At 60.7% G+C, this 23,205-nt stretch carries 18 protein-coding genes; 11 read left to right on the top strand and 7 right to left on the bottom strand.

Features of this window, described 5'->3' with window-relative positions; all coding sequences use genetic code 11:
* Positions 1–3: 3 nt before the first annotated feature.
* Positions 4–171, bottom strand: a complete 168-nt coding sequence (locus AAA989_RS13075; protein WP_338244261.1) for a hypothetical protein — start codon at positions 169–171, stop codon at positions 4–6.
* 56 nt (positions 172–227) lie between these two features.
* Positions 228–1,994 (bottom strand): cation:proton antiporter domain-containing protein, encoded by a 1,767-nt coding sequence (locus AAA989_RS13080; protein ID WP_338244262.1) that lies wholly within the window; start codon positions 1,992–1,994, stop codon positions 228–230.
* A 133-nt stretch (positions 1,995–2,127) separates the two neighbouring features.
* Here AAA989_RS13080 and putP point away from each other — a divergent pair, with 133 nt between their 5' ends.
* Positions 2,128–3,603, top strand: a complete 1,476-nt coding sequence (gene putP / locus AAA989_RS13085) for a sodium/proline symporter PutP (protein WP_338244265.1) — start codon at positions 2,128–2,130, stop codon at positions 3,601–3,603.
* Positions 3,604–3,663: 60 nt separating this feature from the next.
* Here the strand turns inward: putP and AAA989_RS13090 are convergent, their stop codons facing one another.
* Positions 3,664–4,401 (bottom strand): SpoIIAA family protein, encoded by a 738-nt coding sequence (locus AAA989_RS13090; protein ID WP_338244267.1) that lies wholly within the window; start codon positions 4,399–4,401, stop codon positions 3,664–3,666.
* A 368-nt stretch (positions 4,402–4,769) separates the two neighbouring features.
* Here AAA989_RS13090 and AAA989_RS13095 point away from each other — a divergent pair, with 368 nt between their 5' ends.
* From AAA989_RS13095 to AAA989_RS13115, 5 genes are all read left to right on the top strand, one after another.
* Positions 4,770–5,453 carry a carbonic anhydrase gene (locus AAA989_RS13095; RefSeq protein ID WP_338244269.1) on the top strand — a complete coding sequence of 228 codons (684 nt, stop codon included), beginning with the start codon at positions 4,770–4,772 and terminating at the stop codon, positions 5,451–5,453.
* Between the two features lie 653 nt (positions 5,454–6,106).
* Positions 6,107–8,419 (top strand): TonB-dependent receptor, encoded by a 2,313-nt coding sequence (locus tag AAA989_RS13100; RefSeq protein ID WP_338244271.1) that lies wholly within the window; start codon positions 6,107–6,109, stop codon positions 8,417–8,419.
* 237 nt (positions 8,420–8,656) lie between these two features.
* Positions 8,657–10,375 carry a winged helix-turn-helix domain-containing protein gene (locus AAA989_RS13105; protein WP_338244273.1) on the top strand — a complete coding sequence of 573 codons (1,719 nt, stop codon included), beginning with the start codon at positions 8,657–8,659 and terminating at the stop codon, positions 10,373–10,375.
* A gap of 75 nt (positions 10,376–10,450) precedes the next feature.
* Complete coding sequence (locus AAA989_RS13110) at positions 10,451–10,810, top strand: UrcA family protein (RefSeq protein ID WP_338244275.1); 360 nt, start codon at positions 10,451–10,453, stop codon at positions 10,808–10,810.
* A gap of 214 nt (positions 10,811–11,024) precedes the next feature.
* Complete coding sequence (locus AAA989_RS13115) at positions 11,025–11,234, top strand: Flp family type IVb pilin (RefSeq protein WP_338244277.1); 210 nt, start codon at positions 11,025–11,027, stop codon at positions 11,232–11,234.
* Between the two features lie 114 nt (positions 11,235–11,348).
* Here AAA989_RS13115 and AAA989_RS13120 read toward each other — a convergent pair whose 3' ends face one another.
* Positions 11,349–12,383: a methyltransferase gene (locus tag AAA989_RS13120; RefSeq protein ID WP_338244279.1), complete on the bottom strand. Its 1,035-nt coding sequence runs from the start codon at positions 12,381–12,383 to the stop codon at positions 11,349–11,351.
* 325 nt (positions 12,384–12,708) lie between these two features.
* Between AAA989_RS13120 and AAA989_RS13125 the strand changes: the two genes are divergently transcribed.
* From AAA989_RS13125 to AAA989_RS13145, 5 genes are all read left to right on the top strand, one after another.
* Positions 12,709–13,698 carry an MBL fold metallo-hydrolase gene (locus AAA989_RS13125; protein WP_338244281.1) on the top strand — a complete coding sequence of 330 codons (990 nt, stop codon included), beginning with the start codon at positions 12,709–12,711 and terminating at the stop codon, positions 13,696–13,698.
* A gap of 38 nt (positions 13,699–13,736) precedes the next feature.
* A complete protein-coding gene (locus tag AAA989_RS13130; protein ID WP_338244283.1) occupies positions 13,737–14,753 on the top strand; it encodes a methyltransferase in 1,017 nt (338 codons plus the stop codon).
* A gap of 183 nt (positions 14,754–14,936) precedes the next feature.
* Positions 14,937–16,448, top strand: a complete 1,512-nt coding sequence (locus AAA989_RS13135) for an aldehyde dehydrogenase family protein (RefSeq protein ID WP_338244284.1) — start codon at positions 14,937–14,939, stop codon at positions 16,446–16,448.
* Positions 16,448–17,839: an FAD-dependent oxidoreductase gene (locus AAA989_RS13140; protein WP_338244286.1), complete on the top strand. Its 1,392-nt coding sequence runs from the start codon at positions 16,448–16,450 to the stop codon at positions 17,837–17,839. The genes AAA989_RS13135 and AAA989_RS13140 overlap by 1 nt, the downstream gene beginning before the upstream one ends.
* Position 17,840: 1 nt before the next feature.
* The gene (locus AAA989_RS13145) at positions 17,841–18,698 is read left to right on the top strand and encodes a cupin domain-containing protein (RefSeq protein ID WP_338244287.1); all 858 of its coding nucleotides are present in this window, start codon (positions 17,841–17,843) and stop codon (positions 18,696–18,698) included.
* Between the two features lie 272 nt (positions 18,699–18,970).
* Here the strand turns inward: AAA989_RS13145 and AAA989_RS13150 are convergent, their stop codons facing one another.
* From AAA989_RS13150 to AAA989_RS13160, 3 genes are all read right to left on the bottom strand, one after another.
* The gene (locus AAA989_RS13150) at positions 18,971–19,897 is read right to left on the bottom strand and encodes a DUF8021 domain-containing protein (protein ID WP_338244289.1); all 927 of its coding nucleotides are present in this window, start codon (positions 19,895–19,897) and stop codon (positions 18,971–18,973) included.
* A 454-nt stretch (positions 19,898–20,351) separates the two neighbouring features.
* Positions 20,352–21,956 carry a GNAT family N-acetyltransferase gene (locus AAA989_RS13155; protein ID WP_338244291.1) on the bottom strand — a complete coding sequence of 535 codons (1,605 nt, stop codon included), beginning with the start codon at positions 21,954–21,956 and terminating at the stop codon, positions 20,352–20,354.
* Between the two features lie 18 nt (positions 21,957–21,974).
* A complete protein-coding gene (locus AAA989_RS13160; RefSeq protein WP_338244294.1) occupies positions 21,975–23,204 on the bottom strand; it encodes an NADP-dependent isocitrate dehydrogenase in 1,230 nt (409 codons plus the stop codon).
* Position 23,205 lies beyond the last annotated feature (1 nt).

A 23,205-nucleotide genomic window follows, 5' to 3' on the forward strand; every position in this document is an offset into this window, starting at 1 on the left:
CGGTCAGTCCGTCCGGTTCTGGGCAGCGCGGCGACGGTCGCCATCGCTACCTCGCGGTACGTCCTTCATGTTCCGCTCGAGGCGACCGTGCGCGTCGTCGCCGGCCACGTTCTTGGGCTTGAACTTCTCGTCGTTCGAAACCGGCTTGGTGGGATCTTTCTGTTCGCTCATGGGAAAATTCTCCTTTCCCCACCAACGCGCCAACCCGGTTGAATTTCCGAGAAAATTCAACCTTCCGCCGTGCTGGTGCGCAATTTGGGCTTGCTCTCGAGCGCGCCTTCCTCGCGAATCTGTTCGCGGAACTCGTCCCGCTTTTCGTGAATGGAGGCGATAACCGGCCCCATGGCCACGCCCAGGTCCACCAGGACCGCTTCGGATAGCTGCAGCGAACTCTCCAGCGTCTCCGGCACGGCCGTGGAGGCTCCGCTGCGATAGAGTTCGGCTGCGTGGAAGCTGTCGCGGGCACGCGCGATGATGGGGAGCTCCGGATAGGAAGCGCGCAGCTTTTTCGTCAGTCGCTGGGCAAGGACGTGCTCGTCCATGGTCAGGATGACGGCGGGTGCCTTTTCGATTCCCAGATGATCCAGGGAATCGGAGCGCATCGCATTGCCGAAGACGGCGTAATAGCCATCCCTGCGGGCCTGTTCGATCAGGTCAGCATCGGAATCGACCCCCACATAGGCCTTGTCGTGCTTGTCCAGCATCTGCGCCACGAGCCGGCCGACGCGACCGAAGCCCACGATGATGACGCGCGGGGTCTCGGCGTCGCCGTCGACCTCGTCGAGCGACGGGGCAGGCTCCACGCGGCGCGCCACGAGGCGACCCAGCAGCGCCAGCAGGGGCGTGATGGTAAGGCCGATGGCGGTGACGATCTGCCAGAACTGGGCGGTCCCGGGCTGGATAAGCAGCGCGTTGGTTGCCGCCGCCAGCACGATGAGGGTCGTTTCCGACGGGCTGGCCATCAGGATGCCGGTTTCGGTCGCCGTGCTGCGGCGCGCGCCCATCAGGCGCAGCAGCACGCCTGTGACGACGGCCTTCAGCGTCAGGACGCCGACCACCGCCCCGAGGATCAGCCAGAGATTTTCCCAGATGGTCGACAGATCGATGCTCATGCCCACCGTGATCAGGAAGATGCCGAGGGCAAGGCCCTTGAACGGCTCCATGATCCCCTCGACTTCGGTGTGGTATTCGGTTTCCGCGATCAGCAATCCGGCGATCAGGGCGCCCACGATCGGCGAGAGACCGACGAAGGCAGTTGCGAGGCTTGCTCCGATCACGACCAGCAGGCTGGCGGCCAGGAAAAGTTCGGGGCTCTTCGTGCGCGCGGCCTGGGCAAACAGGCGGGGCAGCAGCAGGCGACCTGCAACCATCATCACGAACACCACCAGCAGCCCTTGCCACAGGGTGTCGATAAGCCCCGTCATCCCTTCTTCCTGGGCGAACGGCGCGAGCGCGCCGAGCAGGAAGATGACCGGCACGATCATGATGTCCTCGAACAGCAGCATCGACAGCGCGGCCCGGCCCACGGGCGTGTTCGTGCCCGAAATGGGCAGCACGAGAGCGGTGGAAGAGAAGGCGAGGGCGAGGCCGAGCGCCATGGCCCCCGTCCAGTACTGGCCCATCATGGAAAGGATCGAGGCCAGCATCGTGCCGATGACGAGCAGTTCCAGCGCCCCAAGGCCGAAGACCAGCTTTCGCAGTTGCCAGAGCCTGTTGAAGCTCAGTTCCAGCCCGATCGCGAACAGCAGCAGGATGATGCCGAACTCGGCAAACGGTTCGAGCCGCTCCGTATCGGTAATGGTGATGTGGGTGAGCCAATCGTACTCCATCACCATCCGGCCAAGGCCGTAGGGGCCGACCAGCAGGCCGACCAGAATGAAGCCGATGATCGGCGTCACCCGGAACCGGGCGAACAGGGGTATGACAATTCCGGCCGCGCCCAGGATAACCAGCGCGTCCTTCATTATTGGCGAAATAGCTTCGGCACCATGCATTGCGCGACACTATCGACAAAAGACCCGCAACCTTCAAACGATATATTGCTCTGCAGCGCGTCAGCGGGAAACGGTGTGGCTAGTTTCGCCGCAACGGGTGACATACGCGGCGCGGGCTGTATGCATGGCGTTCATGCAGACACCGACACTGATTGCACTCGCCCTCTATTTCATCCTGATGCTCGGCATCGGCCTTTATGCTTGGAAGAAATCGACCGAAGACAGCGAAGGCTATCTGCTGGGCGGGCGCGACCTGCCTCCGGCCGTTGCCGCCCTGTCCGCCGGCGCTTCCGACATGTCGGGTTGGTTGCTACTCGGCTTGCCGGGCGCGCTGTACCTGTCCGGCCTGGTCGAGGCGTGGATCGGCATCGGCCTGTTCGTGGGTGCGGTGGCCAACTGGTTCATCGTCGCCCCGCGCCTGCGGCAACAGACCGTGGATTACGGTAATGCGCTGACGATCCCGCAATTCCTCGCCAACCGCTTTCCGGACAAGGCCATCGCCCTGCGCGTGGTATCGGCCGTCATCATCGTGATCTTCTTTGCCGTCTATTCGGCAGCGGGTCTGGTCGGCGGCGGGCTGCTGTTCGAGAGCACCTTCATCGATACCCCCGTGATGGGCTTCAGTCCCTACATGGCGGGCGTCCTGCTCACCGCGCTGGTCGTGCTGGCATACACCATGGTGGGCGGCTTCCTGGCCGTCAGCCTGACCGACTTCGTGCAGGGATGTATCATGGTGGTGGCCCTGGTAGTGATGCCGCTGGTGGTGCTGTTCGGCGATGGCTGGGGTGCGACGGGCGAAGCGCTGTGTGCGGTAGACCCCGATTTCCTCAGCTGGTTCGGCGGGCTTACCGTGATCGGGTTCCTGTCGGCGGTGGCGTGGGGCCTGGGCTATTTCGGCCAGCCGCATATCATCGTGCGCTTCATGGCGGTGAAGGAAGGTGGCATCCCCGCCGCGCGCAACATCGGTCTCAGCTGGATGTTCGTGGCGCTGATCGGCGCTCTGGGCGTTGGCCTTGCAGGCCGCGCGCACGTGGAGATGAACGGCCTGACGCTGGAAAACTCGGAAACGATCTTCATCCTTCTCGCCAACACGCTTTTCCACCCCTTCGTTACCGGCTTCCTGCTGGCGGCGCTGCTGGCCGCGATAATGAGCACGATTTCCTCGCAGCTGCTGGTCTCGTCCAGCTCGCTCACCGAGGATTTCTACCGCCTGTTCCTGCGCAAGCAGGCGAGCGAGACGGAAATGGTGAACGTGGGGCGCGTATGCGTGCTGCTCGTGTCCATCGCGGCAATCGCCATCGCCAGCGATCCCGATAGCGGCGTGCTGGCGCTGGTGGCCAATGCCTGGGCCGGTTTCGGCGCGGCGTTCGGCCCGCTGATCATCCTTTCGCTGACCTGGAAGCGCATGACCGGGGCCGGCGCGGTTGCGGGCCTTATTACGGGAGCGGGCGTCGTGATGGCGTGGATCGCGCTGGGCTGGAACGGCGAGTTCCTGGGCGGACCGGGCGTCTACGAGATCATCCCCGGCTTTGTCGCCGCATGGCTGGCGATCTGGCTGGTGAGCAAGGCCACGGCCAAGTCGGTGCAAGGGGACCTTCAGCGAGCTTGATGCGCCGATTTTTCGTCGGCGGCTTTCATGCAGACTGTCGGCTAACGCCCCGATTGCGGACTAGCGCTTGATCCAGCTCTTCCCCTTCTCCAGCTCGGCCATTGGGAAGACCTGGAGGGTGTACGGCAAGACCGGCGCGAAGATCTTCATCGTTCTGGTCACCCAATCGACATCGGTCACCACCGCAATGCGGGAGAAGTCACGCAAATGCTTGAGGTCGAACTTGGTGTCTTCCCAAACGGCGTCGCCAGCGAATGTCGCATAGTCGTCGCCCATCACGAAAAGTAGCTTGAGCGTGTCGTGCTCCTTCAGCTTTTCTTCGACCAGCGGGAGCAGCGTCTCGCGATAGTCTTCAGCGGTGATGATACCTACGGCGCGCACCGCGATGACGTCGCGCGGCAGCCCCTCCATCACCTCGAAGCGACCGGGATCGTCGCCTTCGGCCAACGCCCAGGCTTTCGCGTCTTCGAATTTGTTCGCCGGGAAGTGCCGGACGCTCGCCTTGACGAAATGACCGGCCACTTCGGGACCAAGTTTCAACAGGGGCGAGTCGCCGACTACCGCGACCTTGCGCACGATTTTGCCGTGGGTTTTAACGAAGTGAAAATGGCGCGACACCGCGCTGAGACTTTCCCAATGCGGCAGCTTGTCGACCCTGATCACGAGATTGGGGACTGTGTCAGTCTCGTTGATATGTGTGTCGATCGCCTCGGCGAGGTCTGCAAAATCCTGCTCCGACAGTCCGCCTTCAGGTCGAAGGACGACGATCCCGGGATGCGTAGTTTCTATATCGATCATGTTTGACCCCTTTCCTGCCCCCAATCCATATCAAAGTTGCGCCGCGAGGGCGGTGCGGTCATTGCGCTGGATCAAACTCACGACTGCCAAGAGCGGACTAGCCGCTCACGACCCGTTTGCGGACTTCGGAGATCATATCGCTTTGACCTATTGGCGGTGCATTCTCATGATTGCGCGGCGGAACAATCGCCGTTCACTCGCATTGAAAATAGGATGATACGACAATGCGTTGTCGTAGGGCGACGCGCAATGCCAGTGCTTCGTTGCGCCACCTCTTGCTCTATCTGGACAGCCAAATTGGGAGACACATTATGCGAATGCAGAAGTCGCCTCTTGCTGCAAGCCTAACTATCGCCACGGCATTCCTTATGCCGACCGCTTCGAACGCTCAGGTATGGGAATACACAGATGCCGAGCGGCCGGAAAACTGGTCGCAGGTCGGAACTGATTACGGCACCTGCGATGCTGGGTTGATGCAGTCGCCCATCGACCTTTCTGAAGCCAATGCTGTTGGTGAGATAAGGTTGGCGGCGGATTACGGCATGACTGACGGAACCTTGCGTCTTGGCGAATACAAGGTTCAGGTCGACGCTCCAATAGGTCAGGGGATGATCTCCGGCGACCGGCTATTTAATCTGATACAGGTCCATTTTCACACGCCATCCGAACACATGATCGATGGAGAGCGCTATCCGCTCACCGCGCATTTCGTTCATGCGACACGAGATGGCAGCCTCGGGGTGCTTGGCCTGATGTTCGAGGAGGGCGGCGAGAATGAGGGGTTGCAGGCCATCATTGATGCAATGCCTTCAGGCGATGGTTCGAACATCTCGATCGACTTGGCTGAGCTTGTTCCCGAGGACTTGAATGTCTGGCGCTACATGGGTTCGCTCACGACGCCGCCTTGCAGCGAGAACGTGAACTGGCATGTGGTGGAAGACACTGTGGAAGCCAGCGCGGAACAAATCGCAGCTTTCGAGGCTGCGCTCAGTATGACGGCGCGTTCCACTCAGCCGCTCAACAATCGACTGCTGGTTTCGCCTGAGGATTGAGGCACATTTTTTCGGGGCTGGGTATAGGGGATGACGTTCGGCCGTCTCCTACCCGATAGCACAAGAGCGGGCTTCTTTCTAAGAGCCTCAAGCGGTGGGCCTCTCCGCCGGTTAGTAATAGAGTCATTCTAGCCAATCGAACCGCTTGGCGAGTCCTCTGCTAATTCGCCCGTAGGTTGTCCCCTTTCCACCCAAGATCAGCCCCTTATCGCGCCCAACTACCATCCTGAGAGCTGACGGTTTGTTTCGCTGCATTACCAGCCGGAAGCAGTTCGTCAGCTAACAACCCGGTTCCGGACGCTGAGAGAACCAGCGTCTAACGCTCTCTTCTTCGCGCACCAGGAATGTCAGTTCCATCCCGAAGCGAACACTTTTCGATGTCATTCTGGCAAAGATCGTCACGCGGTTGACGCACAATGCGGATCAACATAATGTTGCAAAAATTTCAAGTCTGATGCGCAAGTTATAACAATAACTTAGAATTTGCCTGTTTCGTCGCTGAAATTGTCGGGATGAGTTTTCCTTGGGGCAAATACATGCACGGTCACAGCCTGTCCGGACTAAGGATATCGCGGCCAAGCTGCCATATGGGTTCGACGGTTTGCCACGTGGGATTGCGAGGGTCTTCCAATTCGACTGAAGTGCTGTTGCGCATGAAATCGCGGCTGCGCGAGCTGTGTGTCGTCATGCCAATCTGCGGAAGCGCGCTGGTTTGCGCCGCGCCCGCCTTTGCCCAGATCGATGAGAGCGAGCCCATCCGGGAGATCATCGTCACGGCACAACATCGCGAAGAACGCTTGCAGGACGTGCCGATCGCGATGAGCGTCTTGAATGGCGACGAGCTTGTGCAATCTGGAGTGTACAGCCTGCAGGACCTGGCTGCCCGCACGCCGGGTCTGGTTGTTACGAATTCGGTCAATTATGGCTTCGCGCCGCTTTCAATTCGCGGCGTGGGCGGGGCGAACGGCGGCGGAAACATCTTCGCGGACGAGCCGGTCGCCGTCTACCAGGACGGGGCCTTCGTGGCCCGGCTTCGTATGTCGACCGTCGACCTCTTCGACATCGACCGGATCGAGGTCTTGCGTGGACCACAGGGCGTACTGTTCGGTCGCAACTCCACGGCCGGCGCGGTGATGATCCATACCGCAGAGCCGACGGAGAACCTGTCCGGCTTCGTGCGTGCGTCTGCGTCTTCCATCGAGTCATTCCGCCTGCAGGGGGCGGTATCGGGGCCGCTTGACGATGAAGCGCGCATCCTTGTCAGACTGGCGGCCAGCGGATCGCTGCGCGAAGGCTTCGGCACCAATGTCGCCGGGGACAGGCTGAACGGGGGGCGGGACGCTCGGGGCCGGATGTTTCTGCGGTTCGCGCCCGACGCCGGTATCCGGCTCGATCTGATCGGCGAAATCAGCCGGTCAAGAAATGAACCGGGGACCATCGCGATTGCTGATCTCTCCGATGTCAGCGACGAGAATACCGGGGTGCTCGGCGGAAACGTGGTCTACCCGTTCGTACCGAGGCAGGATTTGCAGGATGTCGTGGAAGCAAGTCGTTATGCTCTCAACCGCCCGACATACAGCGAGCTTCGCGGAAACAGCCTCACCGCTCGCGGCGAGTTGGAACTGGGGGACCAGACTCTCGTCTCGATAACGAATTACAGAAACTGGCGACTGTCGGGGGCGCAGGATTCCGATGGAACGGCAATCGACCCGCCCGAGCCTGCGTTCGTCCAGGGCGAGATAGAAAATGTCGGCGACAATGCAGCGGTGCTGCGCGACAGCCAGTTCAGCCAGGAACTGCGTCTGGCCTCAGGACCGTCAGGTCGGTTCAGCTGGATGCTGGGAGGTTTCTATTTCCAGGAAACCAACCGCGCCGAGGTGGCGATCAACAACAGGCTGGCCGGGCCGGGAGGCGGCGGGACCGTCGCCACGTTCCGCACCAGTCAGAAGACCAGGAGCCTGGCCGGCTTTTTCGATCTGACATTCAGGCTCACCGATGCGCTCAGCCTTTCGGGTGGCCTGAGGTACACGAACGAGCGGAAGCATTTCCTCAACAGCCTCACGGTCGAGCAGATCAATGCCTTCGATCCCCCGGGAGACACTTTCTTCGCTGCCCGCCAGCTTCTGGTGCGCGCGCCCGATCTCGATCGATCGCGTGACGAGACAAACCTCTCTCACCGGCTCGTTCTCGACTGGGAGCCTGCCGAAGGGCTTCACGGCTTCGTGAGTTACAACAGCGGTTTCAAGTCCGGCGGTTTCAATGCCTTTCGCGGGATCGATCCCGAGTTCGCTTCCGAACGCAACGATGCCTTCGAGATTGGTCTAAAGACCCAGGTTGTCCCCTGGTTGCAGGTCGATCTCACGGCGTTTCGGTACGCCTATCGCAACATGCAGGTGCGTACCCCGGTGCCGACGGGAGGAGTGGGGATCGAAACCCTCGCCCGTGCCAGATCGCAGGGACTGGAAATGGATTTGCGTGCGGTGCCCTTACGTGGGCTGAACTTCGATGCCAGCCTTGGCCTGCTCGACACTTCGATCCGCGAGGGGCGTCTGAGCGCGCTCAGGAACGACAGCTTTGTTTTTGGCACCGCGCCGCCGGTAACGCAGATCGACGTCAGCGGAAACGATCTGACACGCGCACCACACCTGCAATTCTATGCCGCCGGTGAATACCAATGGGCCGTCGGTGACCTGCAGGCGAGCGCGCAGCTTGCAGCCAGATACCAGGGGGGCGTGTATTTCCTCGAGACAAATCAGCAAAGCACCACGTTTCGTGGAGAGGCCTGGCACGAGATCGACTTGCGACTGGCCGTGGAAGACCCCGAGGATGGATGGGAAATCGCCCTGCTGGGACGCAACCTGACCGATAGCCGCGCCTTCACCCAGATCACGGCCTTCTTCGGGCTTCCCAATGGGGCTCTCAACCGCCCTCGCTCGGTCGAACTGGCATTTGCCTTGCGGTTCTAATCAGCATCGCGGTGACGCGCCGCCTTCCAGCCAAACCTCAAAAATAAGTGGTCGGGAGTTCGCAACCCGCGATCATCGGCGAAGCAATATATCAATCAAGGCAGCTTGTCCTTCGGGCGCATTTCAGGCATAAATTGTTAACCATTCTTTTTCGTCTTACCGGCTGTTTTCAATCCTCTTCGGAAGAGCTGAAAACGGCAAGTAATCGCAGTAAAATAACGATTTATTGCGGAGAGAGTGTTGAGGGGAGATAGGTTGACACATAACGGGGGCAGCGAATGTTCGGCCTACCGGCTCGGCACGTTTCAGATCGAGCCGTCCCGCAATCTCATAAGTGACGGCTCCGATCGCTTCCGGGTTGAACCCAGAATAATGGACGTGCTGTGCACCCTGGCGGAGCGAGAGGGCGAGGTTGTCACCCGCAGCGAACTGCTAGATCAGCACTGGGGCGACCAGTTCGGGGGCGACGAAAGCCTGACCCGAGCCATCTCCCATCTCCGCAAGACCTTCAAGATCGCCGGGGCAAAAGAACCATACATCGAAACCATCCCGAAGCGCGGCTACCGGCTGAAGCAGCCCGTGAAGGGTCTTCGCAGTCAGGATGCAAAGGCTCATGCGGGGAAGGCGCAGATCGAGATGGCCGGCGCGGAGACGGCAGCGCAGGAAATACCGCTCAGCTATTCGGTCGCTGTCGTTCCCTTGCGATGCTCCGGCGGATCGGCGGAACACTCGCTTGCCGAGAATATCGGGCATGACCTCGTCCAGATGCTCTCGCGCACGCCGCACCTGCGGGTGGCCGCCTATTCGGGCTGTTCGAAAGATCAGTTAGACCAACTGGGGGCGGGTGAGTTGGGGCGCCTGCTGAATGTCCATTATCTCGTATCCGGATCCATCCTTTCCGACGGGGACCAACTGACGCTGAGGATCGAACTCATCGATACCATTGCCAATCGGCACATACTTTCGTGGAAGCTTGCAGAGCAGACCGCGCGCTTCCTCGCCAACCTCGACAGCTTCATTCTCGACCTCTCCACCCCGATCGTCAGCGAAATACAGATATCGGAAGCATCCCTGGCGCACACTCGCGACCCGGACGAGGTGGACGCCTATGCAGCGGTCTGTTCGACGGAGATGCTCCGAACAGCCTATTCGTCCCAGCGCGCCCGCGAGATCATCGATCACCTCGACCACCTGATCGAGCGCGAACCGGACAACGCATTCGCACATGCATCGCTTGCCATGCAGTTGACCCAGAACATCGTGAGTGGATGGAGCCCGGCGCCCGCCGAAGATCTCGAAAAGGCAGCGCTGCACACGAAGCACGCCCTCAAGATCGCACCGCTGGACCCCGACGTTCAGGCAGCGGCTGGAATCTCAGCATTCATGAAGAGGGAGGACGAGCGGGCGCTCCAGTTCCTCCGGCGCTCGCTCGCTAGCAATCCAAACAATCCGCACACACTCGCTGTCCTTGGGTTCCAGGTCGGCATCACAGGAGACCACCAGGCGGGGATCGAAATGGTCCGCACAGCTGAAAAGCGCGCGCCGCACCATCCGCGCTACTCGGTGTGGGCCATGTATCGCGGAAACGGTCTTCTCGCTGCGGACCGTGTCGAGGAAGCAGTGGAAGCCTACTGGCAAGCCATCGATCGGAACCCCAACTATCAGCTGCCCTACGTACTGTTGGCGACTGCATACATTCTCCTGAACCGCTTCGATGAGGCCCGCGCCGCGCTCGCAGGTGCACTGGAAGTGTGTCCGCAGTATTCGCTGCAGAACTGGAACATGCTGCTCATAAAGTTTCCCGAAATCTACCGACGGCGCATCGGCATCGGCACGGCGGAAATCCTGGAAAGGTGCAAGGAAACGTGGGCGGCGGTAGCCCCCCGAAGCCAGGGACGGCACTCGCAAGCCATCATGTTTTCATCAGGTTTTCCTCGGGAAAATATCCGCCTGTAATCAGGATTTTCGAAGCCAGTTCTCCGATCAAGGGGCTCCGCGGATCGAACCGCCAACCACCTTGGGAGAAATTAAATGCATAAGGCTAACAAAGGCATCATCGCCGCAACGCTCGTCGTTGCTCTCGGCATACCCACCACTGCAGTCGCACAGGAACTGATCGTCCGCGAGAACGGTTCAAATTCGGTTGAAGTAAGCTATGCGGACCTCAACCTCGCAAATGCCCAGGGGCAGCGCGCCATGGAGCAGCGTGTCCGTACGGCGGCCAAGCGCGTCTGCGGCTACAACACGCACCGCCTTTCCATGCAGGAAGCAAATGATCTTCGTACGTGCGTCGATACAGCCATCGACGAAGCGATGACGGTATTGGCTTCCAACTCGACAGACCGCATGGTCGTCGCCGTCCGCACCGATGTCGGCAACAGCCGTCGCTAGATCCGAAGCCGATCGGCAAGGAATGAGAAGGGCGGAGAGAACCTCTTCGCCCTTTCAGCCTGTTTCATAGACATCATGCGGACACGGTTAGATTTGGAGAGAAAGCGCTCCGAGAGCGCGTCCTGTTGAGGATTGGATCTGCCGATCCCGGCGATGGTGCAATTCCGTTAGCCATTTTTCCTAACGATATAAGCTAGGCGCTTTCTAACCCTGCGTGGCCCACCATCTCCTCGAAACGCGCGACGAAAACGGAGATTCATGGATGTTGCAGCGCATTCTCGAGAACGACGATGGAGCTACCGCCATCGAATATGGACTTATTGCCGCCTTGGTCTCCATCTCGGCAATAATCGCGCTCCAATCTCTTGGGCTTTCACTAGTCGAAACCTTCACCACAATAACGGACACGCTGTCCGGCGCCTGAGGCCCCCAGCGTCACGATAGCTGCTGGCTATCCGTGTGGCCCGAAACCGGACCGGCCGCTAACGACCCGATTGCAGCCACAAGAAATGCTTGGAAGGGGCAAGTTACTCGCCGACTAAGAGAGCGGTTTCGACACGACGAGCCCAAGCGGCGAAGCGGTCTGAACGATCTCATCCACTTCAAAGCCAGCCCGTTCGAACAGAGATTTGAATTCCGCTGCGGTTCTTTCCCGACCAGAAATATTGACCATCATGTTGAGGTCCATCCATTTGCCCATGTCGGGCCCGGACCCCTCGGGAATAACTGAATCGATTGCCACGACACGGGCGCCGGGGCCGGCTGCGCGTTTGACGTTGGCGAGGATGTGTAGGCATTCCTCGTCGTTCCAGTCGTGCAGTATCCAGCGCATGATGTAGGCGTCGGCGTTAACGGGAATGTCATTGAAGAAATCGCCGCCGACGCCTTCCAAGCGATCGTGCGGTATCGCCTCGGCGATGACCTGCGGCTGGTCGAACACCACACCCCGGCAAGATGGATGCGCATCGAGGATGGCGACGAGCTGCGCCCCGACTCCGCCGCCTATATCGGCGATCACCGGGAAGCGACTCCAGTCATAGGCGGCGGCGACCGCAGGACTGATCGAATTACTCAGATCACGCATTGCCCGGTTAAAGGCCGAGCCCATTTCGGGGTTTTGCTTCATCCATTCCCACCCTGGAAGGCCCGCAATGAATTCGAAACCTGGCTCGCCGGTCTTAAGCGCGTGCATGATCCCCTGCCAGCCGAGATATACGTTGCCTCCACTGCCGAGGCAGATGCGAATCCACGCCCAGCTCGAATTTTCGGCATTGCGCTTCAAATATTCGCTGGCCGGAGAATTGCCAAATACGCCGGGCGAGACTTGCTTGAAAATCCCCGTGCTTTCCAGCGCGCGCAGCAGGCGGAACAGGAACGGCGCATGCGTGCCGCTGCGCGCGGCCAGGTCTTCGACTGGCAGCGCGCCGCTGCGCGCGGCCAGGTCTTCGACTGGCAGCGGTCCGTCAGCAAGATGATCCGCCAGTTCCAGCTCCGCCGCCGCGCCCACCGAGCAGGCCTGCCAGTGATTGGTCACAATGCCGAGGATCTGCTCCTCCGCGCTTACCTGTTCCATGTAATTCTCCCCCAAAGCGCCTCGGCCCAGAGACATTAACAAAAGAGTGCGCTCGTGGGATAGACAAATCGTTTCGCAGTATGTCTGCTTCCCACCCATTTGCGGACATTGCGTAGCCTCAGATTACCGCCTGAAAGCCGACTGGCAGCTTTGCCCCGGCTGGAACAGAAACCGGACTGACAGCTAACGACCCGATTGCGGACGTTTCTCTGATATCCAGATTACCCTTGCCATTGCCTGATTGCCTCGAATGCCTCTAGGCTGACCGCCGAAAAGCGCGAGCGTGGTCTGCCGTTCATGGGGACAGGGTGGAATGCAGAGGGTTATGGCATTAGCCGCGGCGTTTGCGAGCTTTACCTTGCCGCATGCGGCAGCGCAGGAAGCAACGCAGCCGGTCACTACTGCGAGCCAATGGATCACGCTGGGCACGCATGGCGGCCCGGTTCCCCATCCAGATCGTGCAGAGCCATCGAACCTGCTGCTGACGGGCGACGAAGTCTATCTTGTCGACGCGGGCGATGGCGCCGCAAACCAGATGGCGCGCGTCGGCCTTCCATTGGCGCGGCTGAATGGTGTCTTCATCAGTCATCTGCATTTCGATCACACGGGTGGGTTGGGTGCCGTGCTCGGCCCTCGCTTTCAGACCGAGGCGCCCAATGTCCTGACCGTTTACGGACCGCCCGGAACGCGCGAACTGGTGGACGGGCTGATTGCGTCGATGCGTCCCGGTGGGGTAGCGGGCTACGGCGTTCCGGGAGAGGAAATCCATGATCCCAGCGTTGGCATGGAAGTGGTGGAATGGCGCGGCGGGGAGACTGCCACAGTGGGCAGCATGACCGTCCGCAACGTGGAGAACACGCACTACAGCTTCCCGCCCCACAGCCCGCAATTCGGCAAGTATGCCTCGCTCTCATTTCGCTTTGACTTGGCCGACCGGTCAATCCTCTACACCGGAGATACCGCGCCCAGTACGGCGGTGGACACGCTTGGCGAAGGCGTAGATCTGATCGTCGCCGAGATGATCGACTTGGATGGCCTTTTGAGCGCCATGGGCCCTGCCCGTGGCGACAGCGCTGGGGGGCCACTGCCGATCCTGATCGAGCACTTGCGCGCGTACCACATCACGCCCGAGCAGATCGGCGAAATGGCTGGCGCCATGGACGCTGGCGAAGTCGTTGTGTCACATCTGGTCATAGGCAATGCGGGCCGTCAGGAATGGCGCCGGTATGAAGCGGAAATCGGCCTGCACTACGATGGCCCTGTTACCATCGCCCAGGATCTGGACCGGTTTCAGACCGCGAAGCAGCGTAGATAACCATGCTTTGGATTCAACGCTCGGCGAGAGAGGCGTGAATGGGGCAGCCAATCGGAGAGAGTTTCGACAGTCTCGACGACATTTTCCTCTGGGGTAACAACGTCATCTTCGGCACTGCGGCGATCAATGCGATGTTGGAAGGAGGCGTGATCGCTGCGATACTTGCAGGACCGGCGAGCATCGAGGAATTGGCATCGAAATGTAGCCTGCCCGTCGAACCGCTGGAGCGGATGATGAATTTCCTGCTGGCGCACGAGCTTATCGAAAGCCGCCAGGATGGGCGCCTGCAAGCGAACGACCGAACCTTCCGAATGGAGCAGGCGGCGGCCTACTTCCGCCATCTCTCGACCTCGAAGATTGCCGGTTTGGGTTTGCTGGAGGCATTACGGACGCCGGGGAAGACCTCATTCGAAATCAGCTTCGGCAAGCCGGTGTTCGACTATTTCAACTCCAATCCCAAGGCCGCTGCCGACTTCGCTGATTTCATGGGTTTCATGACCCGGCGGATCGAACGATTCATCTTCGCCCACCTCCGTTTCGAACCTTTCGAGACAGTAGCTGACATCGGCGGCAGCAATGGCGATCTGCTGCTCGGCGTACTGGAGAACTATCCCGGCACAAACGGTATTCTTTTCGACATGCCCGAAGTTGTCGCCGCTGCGCGCCCGCGGCTTGAGGCGTCGCCGCTGGCCGAAAGGGTGGAACTGGTCGGCGGAAGCTTCTTCGAGCGTGTGCCTGCTGCCGACCTCTACTTGCTAAAACAGATATTGCATGACTGGAACGACGAGGAGTGCGTGACGATCCTGCGCAATATCCGCGCGGCAATTCCGATCAGCGGCAGGCTGGCGGTGATCGATCACCTGCTGGATGACCTGCCGAAGCCGACCGAAAGCCAGAACACCGATATCGCCATGCTGATTTACGACAGCGGGCGCGAGCGGAAGCAGAGCGAATTTGAGGCGCTATTTGCTGCGAGCGGCTTCAAGCTAGACCGGATCACGCCGAACGAGAATGGCCATAGCGTGATCGAAGCTGTGCCGATCTCAGATCAATAAGCCAAAATGGTTCGTCGTGGGCCGATGCCCGCTCCACCCTATGCCTTGACCGATTCGGAGAGCTTGAGACGGCCAGGAGCGGGCAGCCACTGACGACGCGACAGCGAACGAGCCTTGATCCCGAGTTGTAACGCTGCACCAATGTCCATACGCTGCCCAAAATAGGGAGCAGGATTGACTGGCATGCGTGCAAAACCGCAACTTGGGCTCTCGGCCGATGCGCAGGCAGACGGCTTCCGCCTGCTGATCGATGGCAACTGGGTAGAAGCCTGCGCTGGCAGGACTCGTCAGGCGCATGATCCCTTTCTCGAGCAGGACTGGGGCGCCGTCCCCGAGGGGAGCGACAAGGATGTTGCAGCTGCTGCCAGTGCTGCACGGCGTGCCTTTGCCGACAAACGCTGGTCTGGGCTTCTGGCCAGCGAACGTTCTCGGATCATGCTGCGCCTTGTCGACCTGATCGAACGTGACGCCCGGAAACTCACGACCCAGCAGATTTTCGAGAATGGTAAACTGATCTCCGAAATGGCGCCGGGTACACATGCGCTGGCGGACGATTGCCGTTTCTTCGCCGGCCTCGCCGAGGCCCATAACGGCGCCAGCGTGCCGCCCACCCGCCCCGGCTTCACAACCTTCACGCTCAAAGAGCCGATCGGCGTTGTCGCCGCCATCACTCCGTGGAACACTCCGCTTGGCCTGCTGGGCTGGAAGCTGTTTCCTGCGCTTGCGGCAGGCAACACCGTGGTGATCAAGCCCTCCGAGATTACGCCCACATCGACACTGATGCTGGCCGCCCTGTGCCAGGAAGCAGGAATCCCCGATGGCGTCGTCAACGTGGTTACCGGCGGCGGCGAAACAGGTGCAGCGCTGGTCGAGCATCCCGAGATCGACAAGATCGCCTTCACCGGCTCCACCGCTACCGGCCAGGCCATTGCGTCACGGGCGGCCTTGCGTAGTGCCCGCGTTACGCTGGAGATGGGCGGCAAATCGCCACAAGTCGTGTTTACCGATGCCGACCTGGACCGCGCGGTCAACGGCGTGATGGCGGGTATTTTCGCCGCTACCGGCCAAAGCTGCATGGCAGGCTCACGCGTCCTGATCGAAGCCCCTGTATTCGATCGGTTTGCAGAAATGCTGGCGGCACGCGGAGAGGAGATGATTGCCGGCGATCCGCTTGATCCGGCTACACAGCTCGGGCCGGTGGCGTCGAAGCAGCAGCTCAGTAAGGTGCTCTCCTACTTTGCAATAGCTGAGCACGAGGGCCTCGCCTGCATGACGGGTGGCAATCGGATGGAGCGTAGCGGCTATTTCGTCCCGCCAACGGTCTATCGTGATGTGCCGCCGGATAGTCGGCTCGCGCGCGAGGAGATTTTCGGTCCGGTCGTCTCCCTGTTTCGCTTCGAGGGAGAGGAGCAGGCAGTGCATCTGGCAAATGACACGCGCTATGGCCTTGCTGCGGGCATCTGGACCGATGACATCGGTCGCGCGCACCGGATGCTGCACCAACTGCGCGCAGGATCGGTATGGGTGAACAATTATCGTATCGTCGGCCACACCATGCCCTTCGGCGGCTACGGGCAAAGCGGGATCGGGCGCGAAATGGGTGCCGATGCGCTTGAGGCTTACTGCGAAACCAAAAGCGTCTGGATCGACACGGGTAACGAAATCGCCTTCAGAACCGGCGGGGGAGAACACTGATGGAGTATGATCTGGTGGTAATCGGTTGCGGAGCCGGCGGGCTTTCCGCCGCAGTCGCCTATGCCGATGAAGCGGGCGAGGATGCGCGGATCGCGGTGCTTGAACGCGCCCCGAGGGAGGGCCGCGGCGGGGCAACCCGCTGGACCAGTTCGTGGTTCCGCATCACCCAGGACCGCCAGCTCGATCCGGCCTTTGTCGGCATGATGGAGGAGCTTGGCGAAGGCAAGGCGGACCTCGACTACTGCCAAACCTATGCCAGCGAAGTCCCGGTGACTTTCGATTTTCTCGACCGACATGGCGTGCCGTGGGTCTATTTCGAACAAGCCTTTGCCAATCGGAATACGGGCGGTGGGCTTGCCATGCCCGTGCCCGGTGGCGTGGCGATTGTGGATACGCTGGCAGCCAAGGTCGACAGCTTGCCCAATGCGGCGATCCATTACGAGACGGAGGCAACGGCGCTGGAAACCGATGAAAGCGGTGCAGTAACAGGTGTGCATGTCCACTCGCCTGAGGGTGAGCGATTGTTCCAGGCAAAAGCCGTGGTCATTGCCTGTGGCGGGTTCGAAGGCGCGCCTGACATGCTGGTCGAACATCTCGGCCCACGCGGAACGGAAATGCCGGTAATTGCGCCCACGCTGGTCAACAACCAGGGCGACGGTATTCGCCTGACTGCCCCGCTGGGCGGCGATCTGGCTGGGCAGTTCGACATGTTCCACGGCGAACCGGTTGATACGCGAACCGACAAGCCGGACGCGGTAATCTACGGCTATCCCTTCGGCATCGTCGTCAACCGCCACTGCCAGCGCTTCTTCGACGAGGGCCAGGACAGTTTCGATTCCACCTTCGAAAAACTCGGCTACGAGATATGGGCCAATCAGGACCAGCAGGCCTGGTTCATCGGTGAGAAGGCCATTCTGGACTGGCCGGGCGTTGCCGACATCATGCTGACCGATAAGCCGCCGATCGAAGCCGAGACGCTCGAAGGACTGGCAACTGCCCTGGGTCTCGATCCGACCGCCCTTGCGGCAACGGTGGATGCGTATAACGCGGCCATCCAGCCGGGCGAAACGAACCGTGCAGTGCGCGATGGCAAATGCACCAAAGGCATCACGCCGCCAAAGTCCAATTGGGCAACGCCGATCGCAGAAGGGCCATTCATTGGCTATCCGATGACGACGGCAATCACTTTTACCTTCGGCGGCATCCGATCAGACAAACGCGCAAGAGTGCTGAAGGAAGACGGTTCGGCGATTGCGGGGCTATACGCGGCTGGCGAGGTCACTGGACTGTATTACAAGGAATACCCGGCGGGTACTTCAGTGCTGCGCGCGCTGACATTCGGACGCATCGCCGCACGTGAAGCGGCGACAGAAGCAGTAACGGGGGCCTGACATGCCAGAGATCATCCACTGCGCTGAAATGCCATGGGGAGAGAGCCTTGTGGCCCAACGCGGCGCGACGGCGGGCATGGCGCACAAGCGTTTGTTTGAAGGCGAGGAGGAGAGCCCGGACAATTACATGCTGGTGATGTCGCGCGAGCCCAACACCTATTTCTCGCCCCGCCATCGTCACCCTTGGGACCAGATCCGCTTCTGCCTCGAAGGCAAGATTCCCATCGCCAAGGGCCTGTTCGTCGAGCCGGGCGAGATCGCCTATTTTCCGGAAAGCGCGCACTACGGCCCGCAGGAAGGTGGGGACGACCGCATCGTCCTTCTGCTGCAATTCGGCGGGGCGAGCGGGCAGGGTTTCATCGGTCCCGATGCGCTGAAACAGGCCCGGCTGGAAATGGAAAAGAGCGGCAGTTTTGAACGCGGAGTCTATTGTTGCAGCGAAGATGGCAAGCGCACCAATCGAGACGCCTATGAAGCCGTCTGGAAGCACGTGAAGGGTGTCTCGCCTGTCTATGTCGAGCCTGTCTACAAGACGCCGATTGTCATGCGGCCCAAAGCGCTCGAATGGCAGCCGACAGATAAGCCCAAAACCACTACCAAGCAGATCGGGAATTTCCCACATCGCAAGCTGGCCATTACAGCCATTCGGATCGAACAGGGCGGTGAGTTCACCTTCGAAACCAGCGAGAGGCTGCGCCGCTTCCTCTTTGTCGAAAAAGGTTCCGGCGAGATCGAGGGCAAGGAGCTCGGAATCTGGAGTGCGGTGCGTATCCAGCCAGGTGAGGAAGCAATCGTTCGAGCGGACGAGACTCTGGAAGTGCTCGAGCTAGCTGTAGGGAAGGTGGAATTGGCTCACTAAGCCACTGCCTGCTTTCTACCCTCACAATCGGCCGTTGGCGGGTCCTTCCGGCGATGTTGGTCGCGAGAGTCATTTGTGCCCCGCTTGCTCGCATTTGCCAGATCTTCTGAACTCAACTTGCACAGCATTGGTGCGAAGGTCTGAGCCTGCCATCCAATCCCAACCACCCCTGGCGGATAGACACTGCCCCCAAAGAGCGGACAGGCCCGCGCAATCCAATGGCGCGCATATCGACAAGTGGCCCGAAAGATGTCTCGCCAGGTTTCGTGGTCTTATGGCTGGCTAAGACCCGCGTCGATCGGCCATCCGCCAAGTTCCAGTTCCGGTGGAAACACACGCATGTATGCGTGCACCATGTGGATCTGGCCGTCATAGATCTTGAACATCTCCCACGCCGTGAGCTTGTCGGGATCCTCGCCGCCGCTTAGGTTCCACGAAAGACGCATGATCACGATGCCCATGCGCTCGTCCACCACCACATCCCGGACCGTTACCGCTCCCAGCATGTTGAACACTGCCAGGGACTGATTGCCTATATCATCGCACCCGGGGATGAATGTGCATTCCGGCCCCGCCATCAGCCTGCCGTTCTCCAGTCGATAGGCGTCACGCGAGAAGGGCGTGCCCACCGCGTTGAAGGTCTCGGCGTTGGTGAGCCCGCGCGGATAGAGCATCGCGATCTCGATGGCGTCTTCTCGTGATTCAAGCTGTTCCCGCCGGGGTACGTAGTTCATTTCCCTTGCCGGGGCACCGTCGTAAGCGTCGATGGCGAAGAGCATCCCGTCCGCGCGGCTGCGCGTCGTCACCAGCTCCAGCTCGCTCAGCTTCTGCTCGTCATCGACCTTTACCCGTACGACGAGAATCGCAGGCGCGCCCGATTCCTCCACCATGACGCCCGCTACAGCCTCTCCCGCTTGTTCATCGATTATGTCCTGGCGATAGCCGCTCAACTCGGTGACCGAGCGCGCAAGGCCGGTCTCGGAGAGTGGCTTTTCCACCCCGTCCTCGGTCACCCGCAGCGTGGCAGCCACCTGAAGGGATTCCATGTTGTTCTCCGCGAGTGCCCACAACACCTCGGTTATCGTGCCGCGCAGGCATTCGCGATCGCAAGCCGCTTCCGCGCGGATCGACGAATCGGCTGGTTGCGCCGCGATCGGCGTGGAAAAGAGAATAAGGATCAGGGCAAGAATGCGTTTCATTCCGGTCTCCATTGCTCTCAAGGTGCAGCCTTTTTGTCCGACCTCGCACGTTGGCCGTAGATCGCCCAAACTCCCATGGCCAGGCAGCTACGCCCCCCCCGCAGAAGAGCAGGCTGCGGTATTCCAAGAGCCTGCACGCTTTGAAGGGCAAGAGGTCTACGTATGTGGCCGACTGAGCAGAACTTCAAACATTTGTTCCTCAGACGACGAACCTCGATGGTTTGACATCTGGGCTACAGAGGAAACTGCCCCGCTCATCCTCCAGAAGTCGAAAAGTCAGCGATCCGCGTGCTTGAGAGGAATCATCGAACATGTCGGATGCGAAACCAACAAAGAGATTATCTGCACCGACTGGGCCTTCGATTACGCGGTCAAAGTAGCAGAAGTAGAATAACAGCTAACTAGCCACTAGCAGTCATTACGCTCTGCCGAACCAGGTGCCAGAAGCCGCCGTCTAGCCTCCACCCGGGCCGTGCCGGTGCGTCGGCGGTGGTCCCGTCAGGTCCGCTGCGTCGCCGCCCGAGCCCTTCTGCTCCCACTCGATCCGGTAGAGGTCGAAGCGGCGGTCCGCGAGATTGCGCACAGTGCCTTCGGCGCGGGCCCAGGCCAGGTCCGCCAGATTGACGTCGCTGATCGTCAGCGTCTCGACGTTCTCGGTGGCCTCGGCCGCGATGCCGTCGCGGGCGAAGGGGAAGTCGCAGGGCGTAAGGATGCAGCTTTGCGCGTACTGGATGTCCATGTTCGCGACATTGGGCAGGTTGCCGACATTGCCGCTGAGGACGACGTAGCACTGGTTCTCGATCGCACGGGCCGCGGCGCAATAGCGCACCCGCATGTAGCCCTGGCGCGAGTCCGTGCAGAACGGCACGAAGATGATCCGCGCGCCCTCGTCGGCCAGGCGGCGGGCGAGTTCGGGGAATTCGCTGTCGTAACAGATCAGTACGCCCACCGGGCCGCAGTCGGTCTGGATCACGTCCACGCTTTCGCCACCGTGGATATTCCACCAGTAGGCCTCGTTGGGGGTGGGGTGGATCTTCTCCTGCTCGTGGATCGAACCATCGCGCAGGCACACCATGGCGACGTTGTGGATGTCGCCATCGTCCATGCGCGTGGGGTGCGAGCCGCCGATGATGTTGATGTTGAACTTCAGCGCCATGTCCGACAGCGCCGCGCGAATGCGCGGCGTATATTCGGAAAGCCGCTCGATGCTTTCCAGCGGGGAGAGCTCCTTCTCCTCGGCGCTCAGCAGCATCAGGGTGAACATCTCGGGAAACAGGATGAAGTCCGCTTCGTAATCCGCTGCAACATCGACGAAATAGCGCACCTGGCGCATGAATTCGTCGAAATCCTTCACGGCGCGCGCCTGCATCTGGCAGGTGGCGACGCGCACGTTCTCCACCCCGCGCGGCACGCGGGCTTTCGGACTGGCTTCCTGGTCGACGAAGGGATTGCGCCAGACCATGTGGGTGGCGAAGGCGCGGCTTCGCCGGTCCTCGGGAAGGTAGTTCGACAGGATGCCGATGGGCTCGAAGCCGTTGGCAAGCTGGAAACGCACGACCGGGTCGTGAATCTTGCCGGCGATGACCTTCTCCAGGTAGTCGTCGGGTCCATCCACTCGCCGCCAGCTCTTCGAGAGGTTGGGCATCCGGCCGCCGAAGACGATGCCTTTCAGCTCTTCCTGCTCGGCCAGCGCGCGGCGTTCCTCGTAGAGGCGGCGACCGATGCGGGTGCCGCGGGTCTTGGGATCGACGCACAGCTCGTATCCGTAGAGCCAGTCACCCTTGGGATCGTGGCGACTGCCGTAGCCGTTACCGGTGATCTCGTCCCAGCCGTGCGGGCGCAGCGCCTTGTCGCCGCTGATGCGCATCGTTGCGCAGTAACCGATCAGCTTGTCATCGAGGAACGCGACGAAGCAGCCCTCGGGATAGTTGTTGATCTGCCCGCGGATCTCGCTCTGGGTGTAGGGGACGAAGTCTTCGTACACGCGCCGGGCGAGAGCGGCGATGCCGCGCACATCACCGATCTTCGCCTGGCGGACTTCGAGGCGGGCCTTGGTCATGGCTGAAAGCCTAGCAGATCAGCCCAGGCCCTGCTTCTTCATTTCAGCTTCCAGACCATCGACGATGGCCTCGAAGAACTGCTCCGTGGTCATCCAGCTCTGGCTCGGGCCGATCAGCAGGGCGAGGTCCTTGGTCATCTTGCCGCTTTCAACGCAGTTGACGCAGACCTTCTCCAGCGTTTCGGCGAAGGCCACCACGTCGGGCGTGTTGTCGAAGCGGCCACGGTACATCAGTCCGCGCGTCCAGGCGAAGATGCTGGCGATGGGGTTGGTGCTGGTGGCCTTGCCCTGCTGGTGCTGGCGATAGTGGCGGGTGACGGTGCCGTGGGCGGCCTCGGCCTCCACGGTCTTTCCGTCGGGGGTCATCAGCACGCTGGTCATCAGGCCGAGCGAGCCGAAGCCCTGCGCCACCACGTCGGACTGCACGTCGCCATCGTAGTTCTTGCAGGCCCAAACGAACTTGCCGTTCCACTTGAGCGCGGCGGCGACCATGTCGTCGATCAGGCGGTGTTCGTAGGTGATGTTCGCTTCCTCGAACTTCTCCTTGAAGCCTTCGGTGTCGAACACTTCCTGGAACAGGTCTTTGAAGCGGCCATCGTACTTCTTCAGGATGGTATTCTTGGTCGACAGATATACCGGCCAGCCACGGTCGAGGCCGTAGTTGAAGCTGGCACGCGCGAAGTCGCGAATGGACTCGTCGTGGTTGTACATCGTCATCGCCACGCCGGGCTGGTCGAACTGGTGCACTTCCAGATCGATGTTCTGGCCGTCCTCGCCCTCGAATACCATGCGCAGCTTGCCCACGCCGGGGATCAGGGTGTCGGTGGCGCGATACTGGTCGCCGAAGGCGTGACGGCCAACGACGATCGGATCGGTCCAGCCGGGCACCAGACGCGGCACGTTGTCGATCACGATGGGCTCGCGGAAGATCGTGCCGCCCAGGATGTTGCGGATCGTGCCATTGGGCGAGCGCCACATCTGCTTCAGGTCGAATTCCTCGACGCGCGCCTCGTCCGGGGTGATCGTGGCGCACTTCACGCCGACGCCGTATTGCTTGATGGCGTTGGCGGCATCGACGGTGATCTGGTCGTCGGTCTCGTCACGCTTCTGGACGGACAGGTCGTAGTACTTCAGGTCGACATCCAGGTAAGGCTGGATCAGGCGCTCGCGGATCCACTGCCAGATGATCTTCGTCATCTCGTCGCCGTCGATCTCTACGATAGGGTTCTTGACCTGAATTTTTGCCATG

The organism is Aurantiacibacter hainanensis (assembly GCF_036321025.1).
Taxonomy (GTDB): Bacteria; Pseudomonadota; Alphaproteobacteria; order Sphingomonadales; family Sphingomonadaceae; genus Alteraurantiacibacter; species Alteraurantiacibacter hainanensis.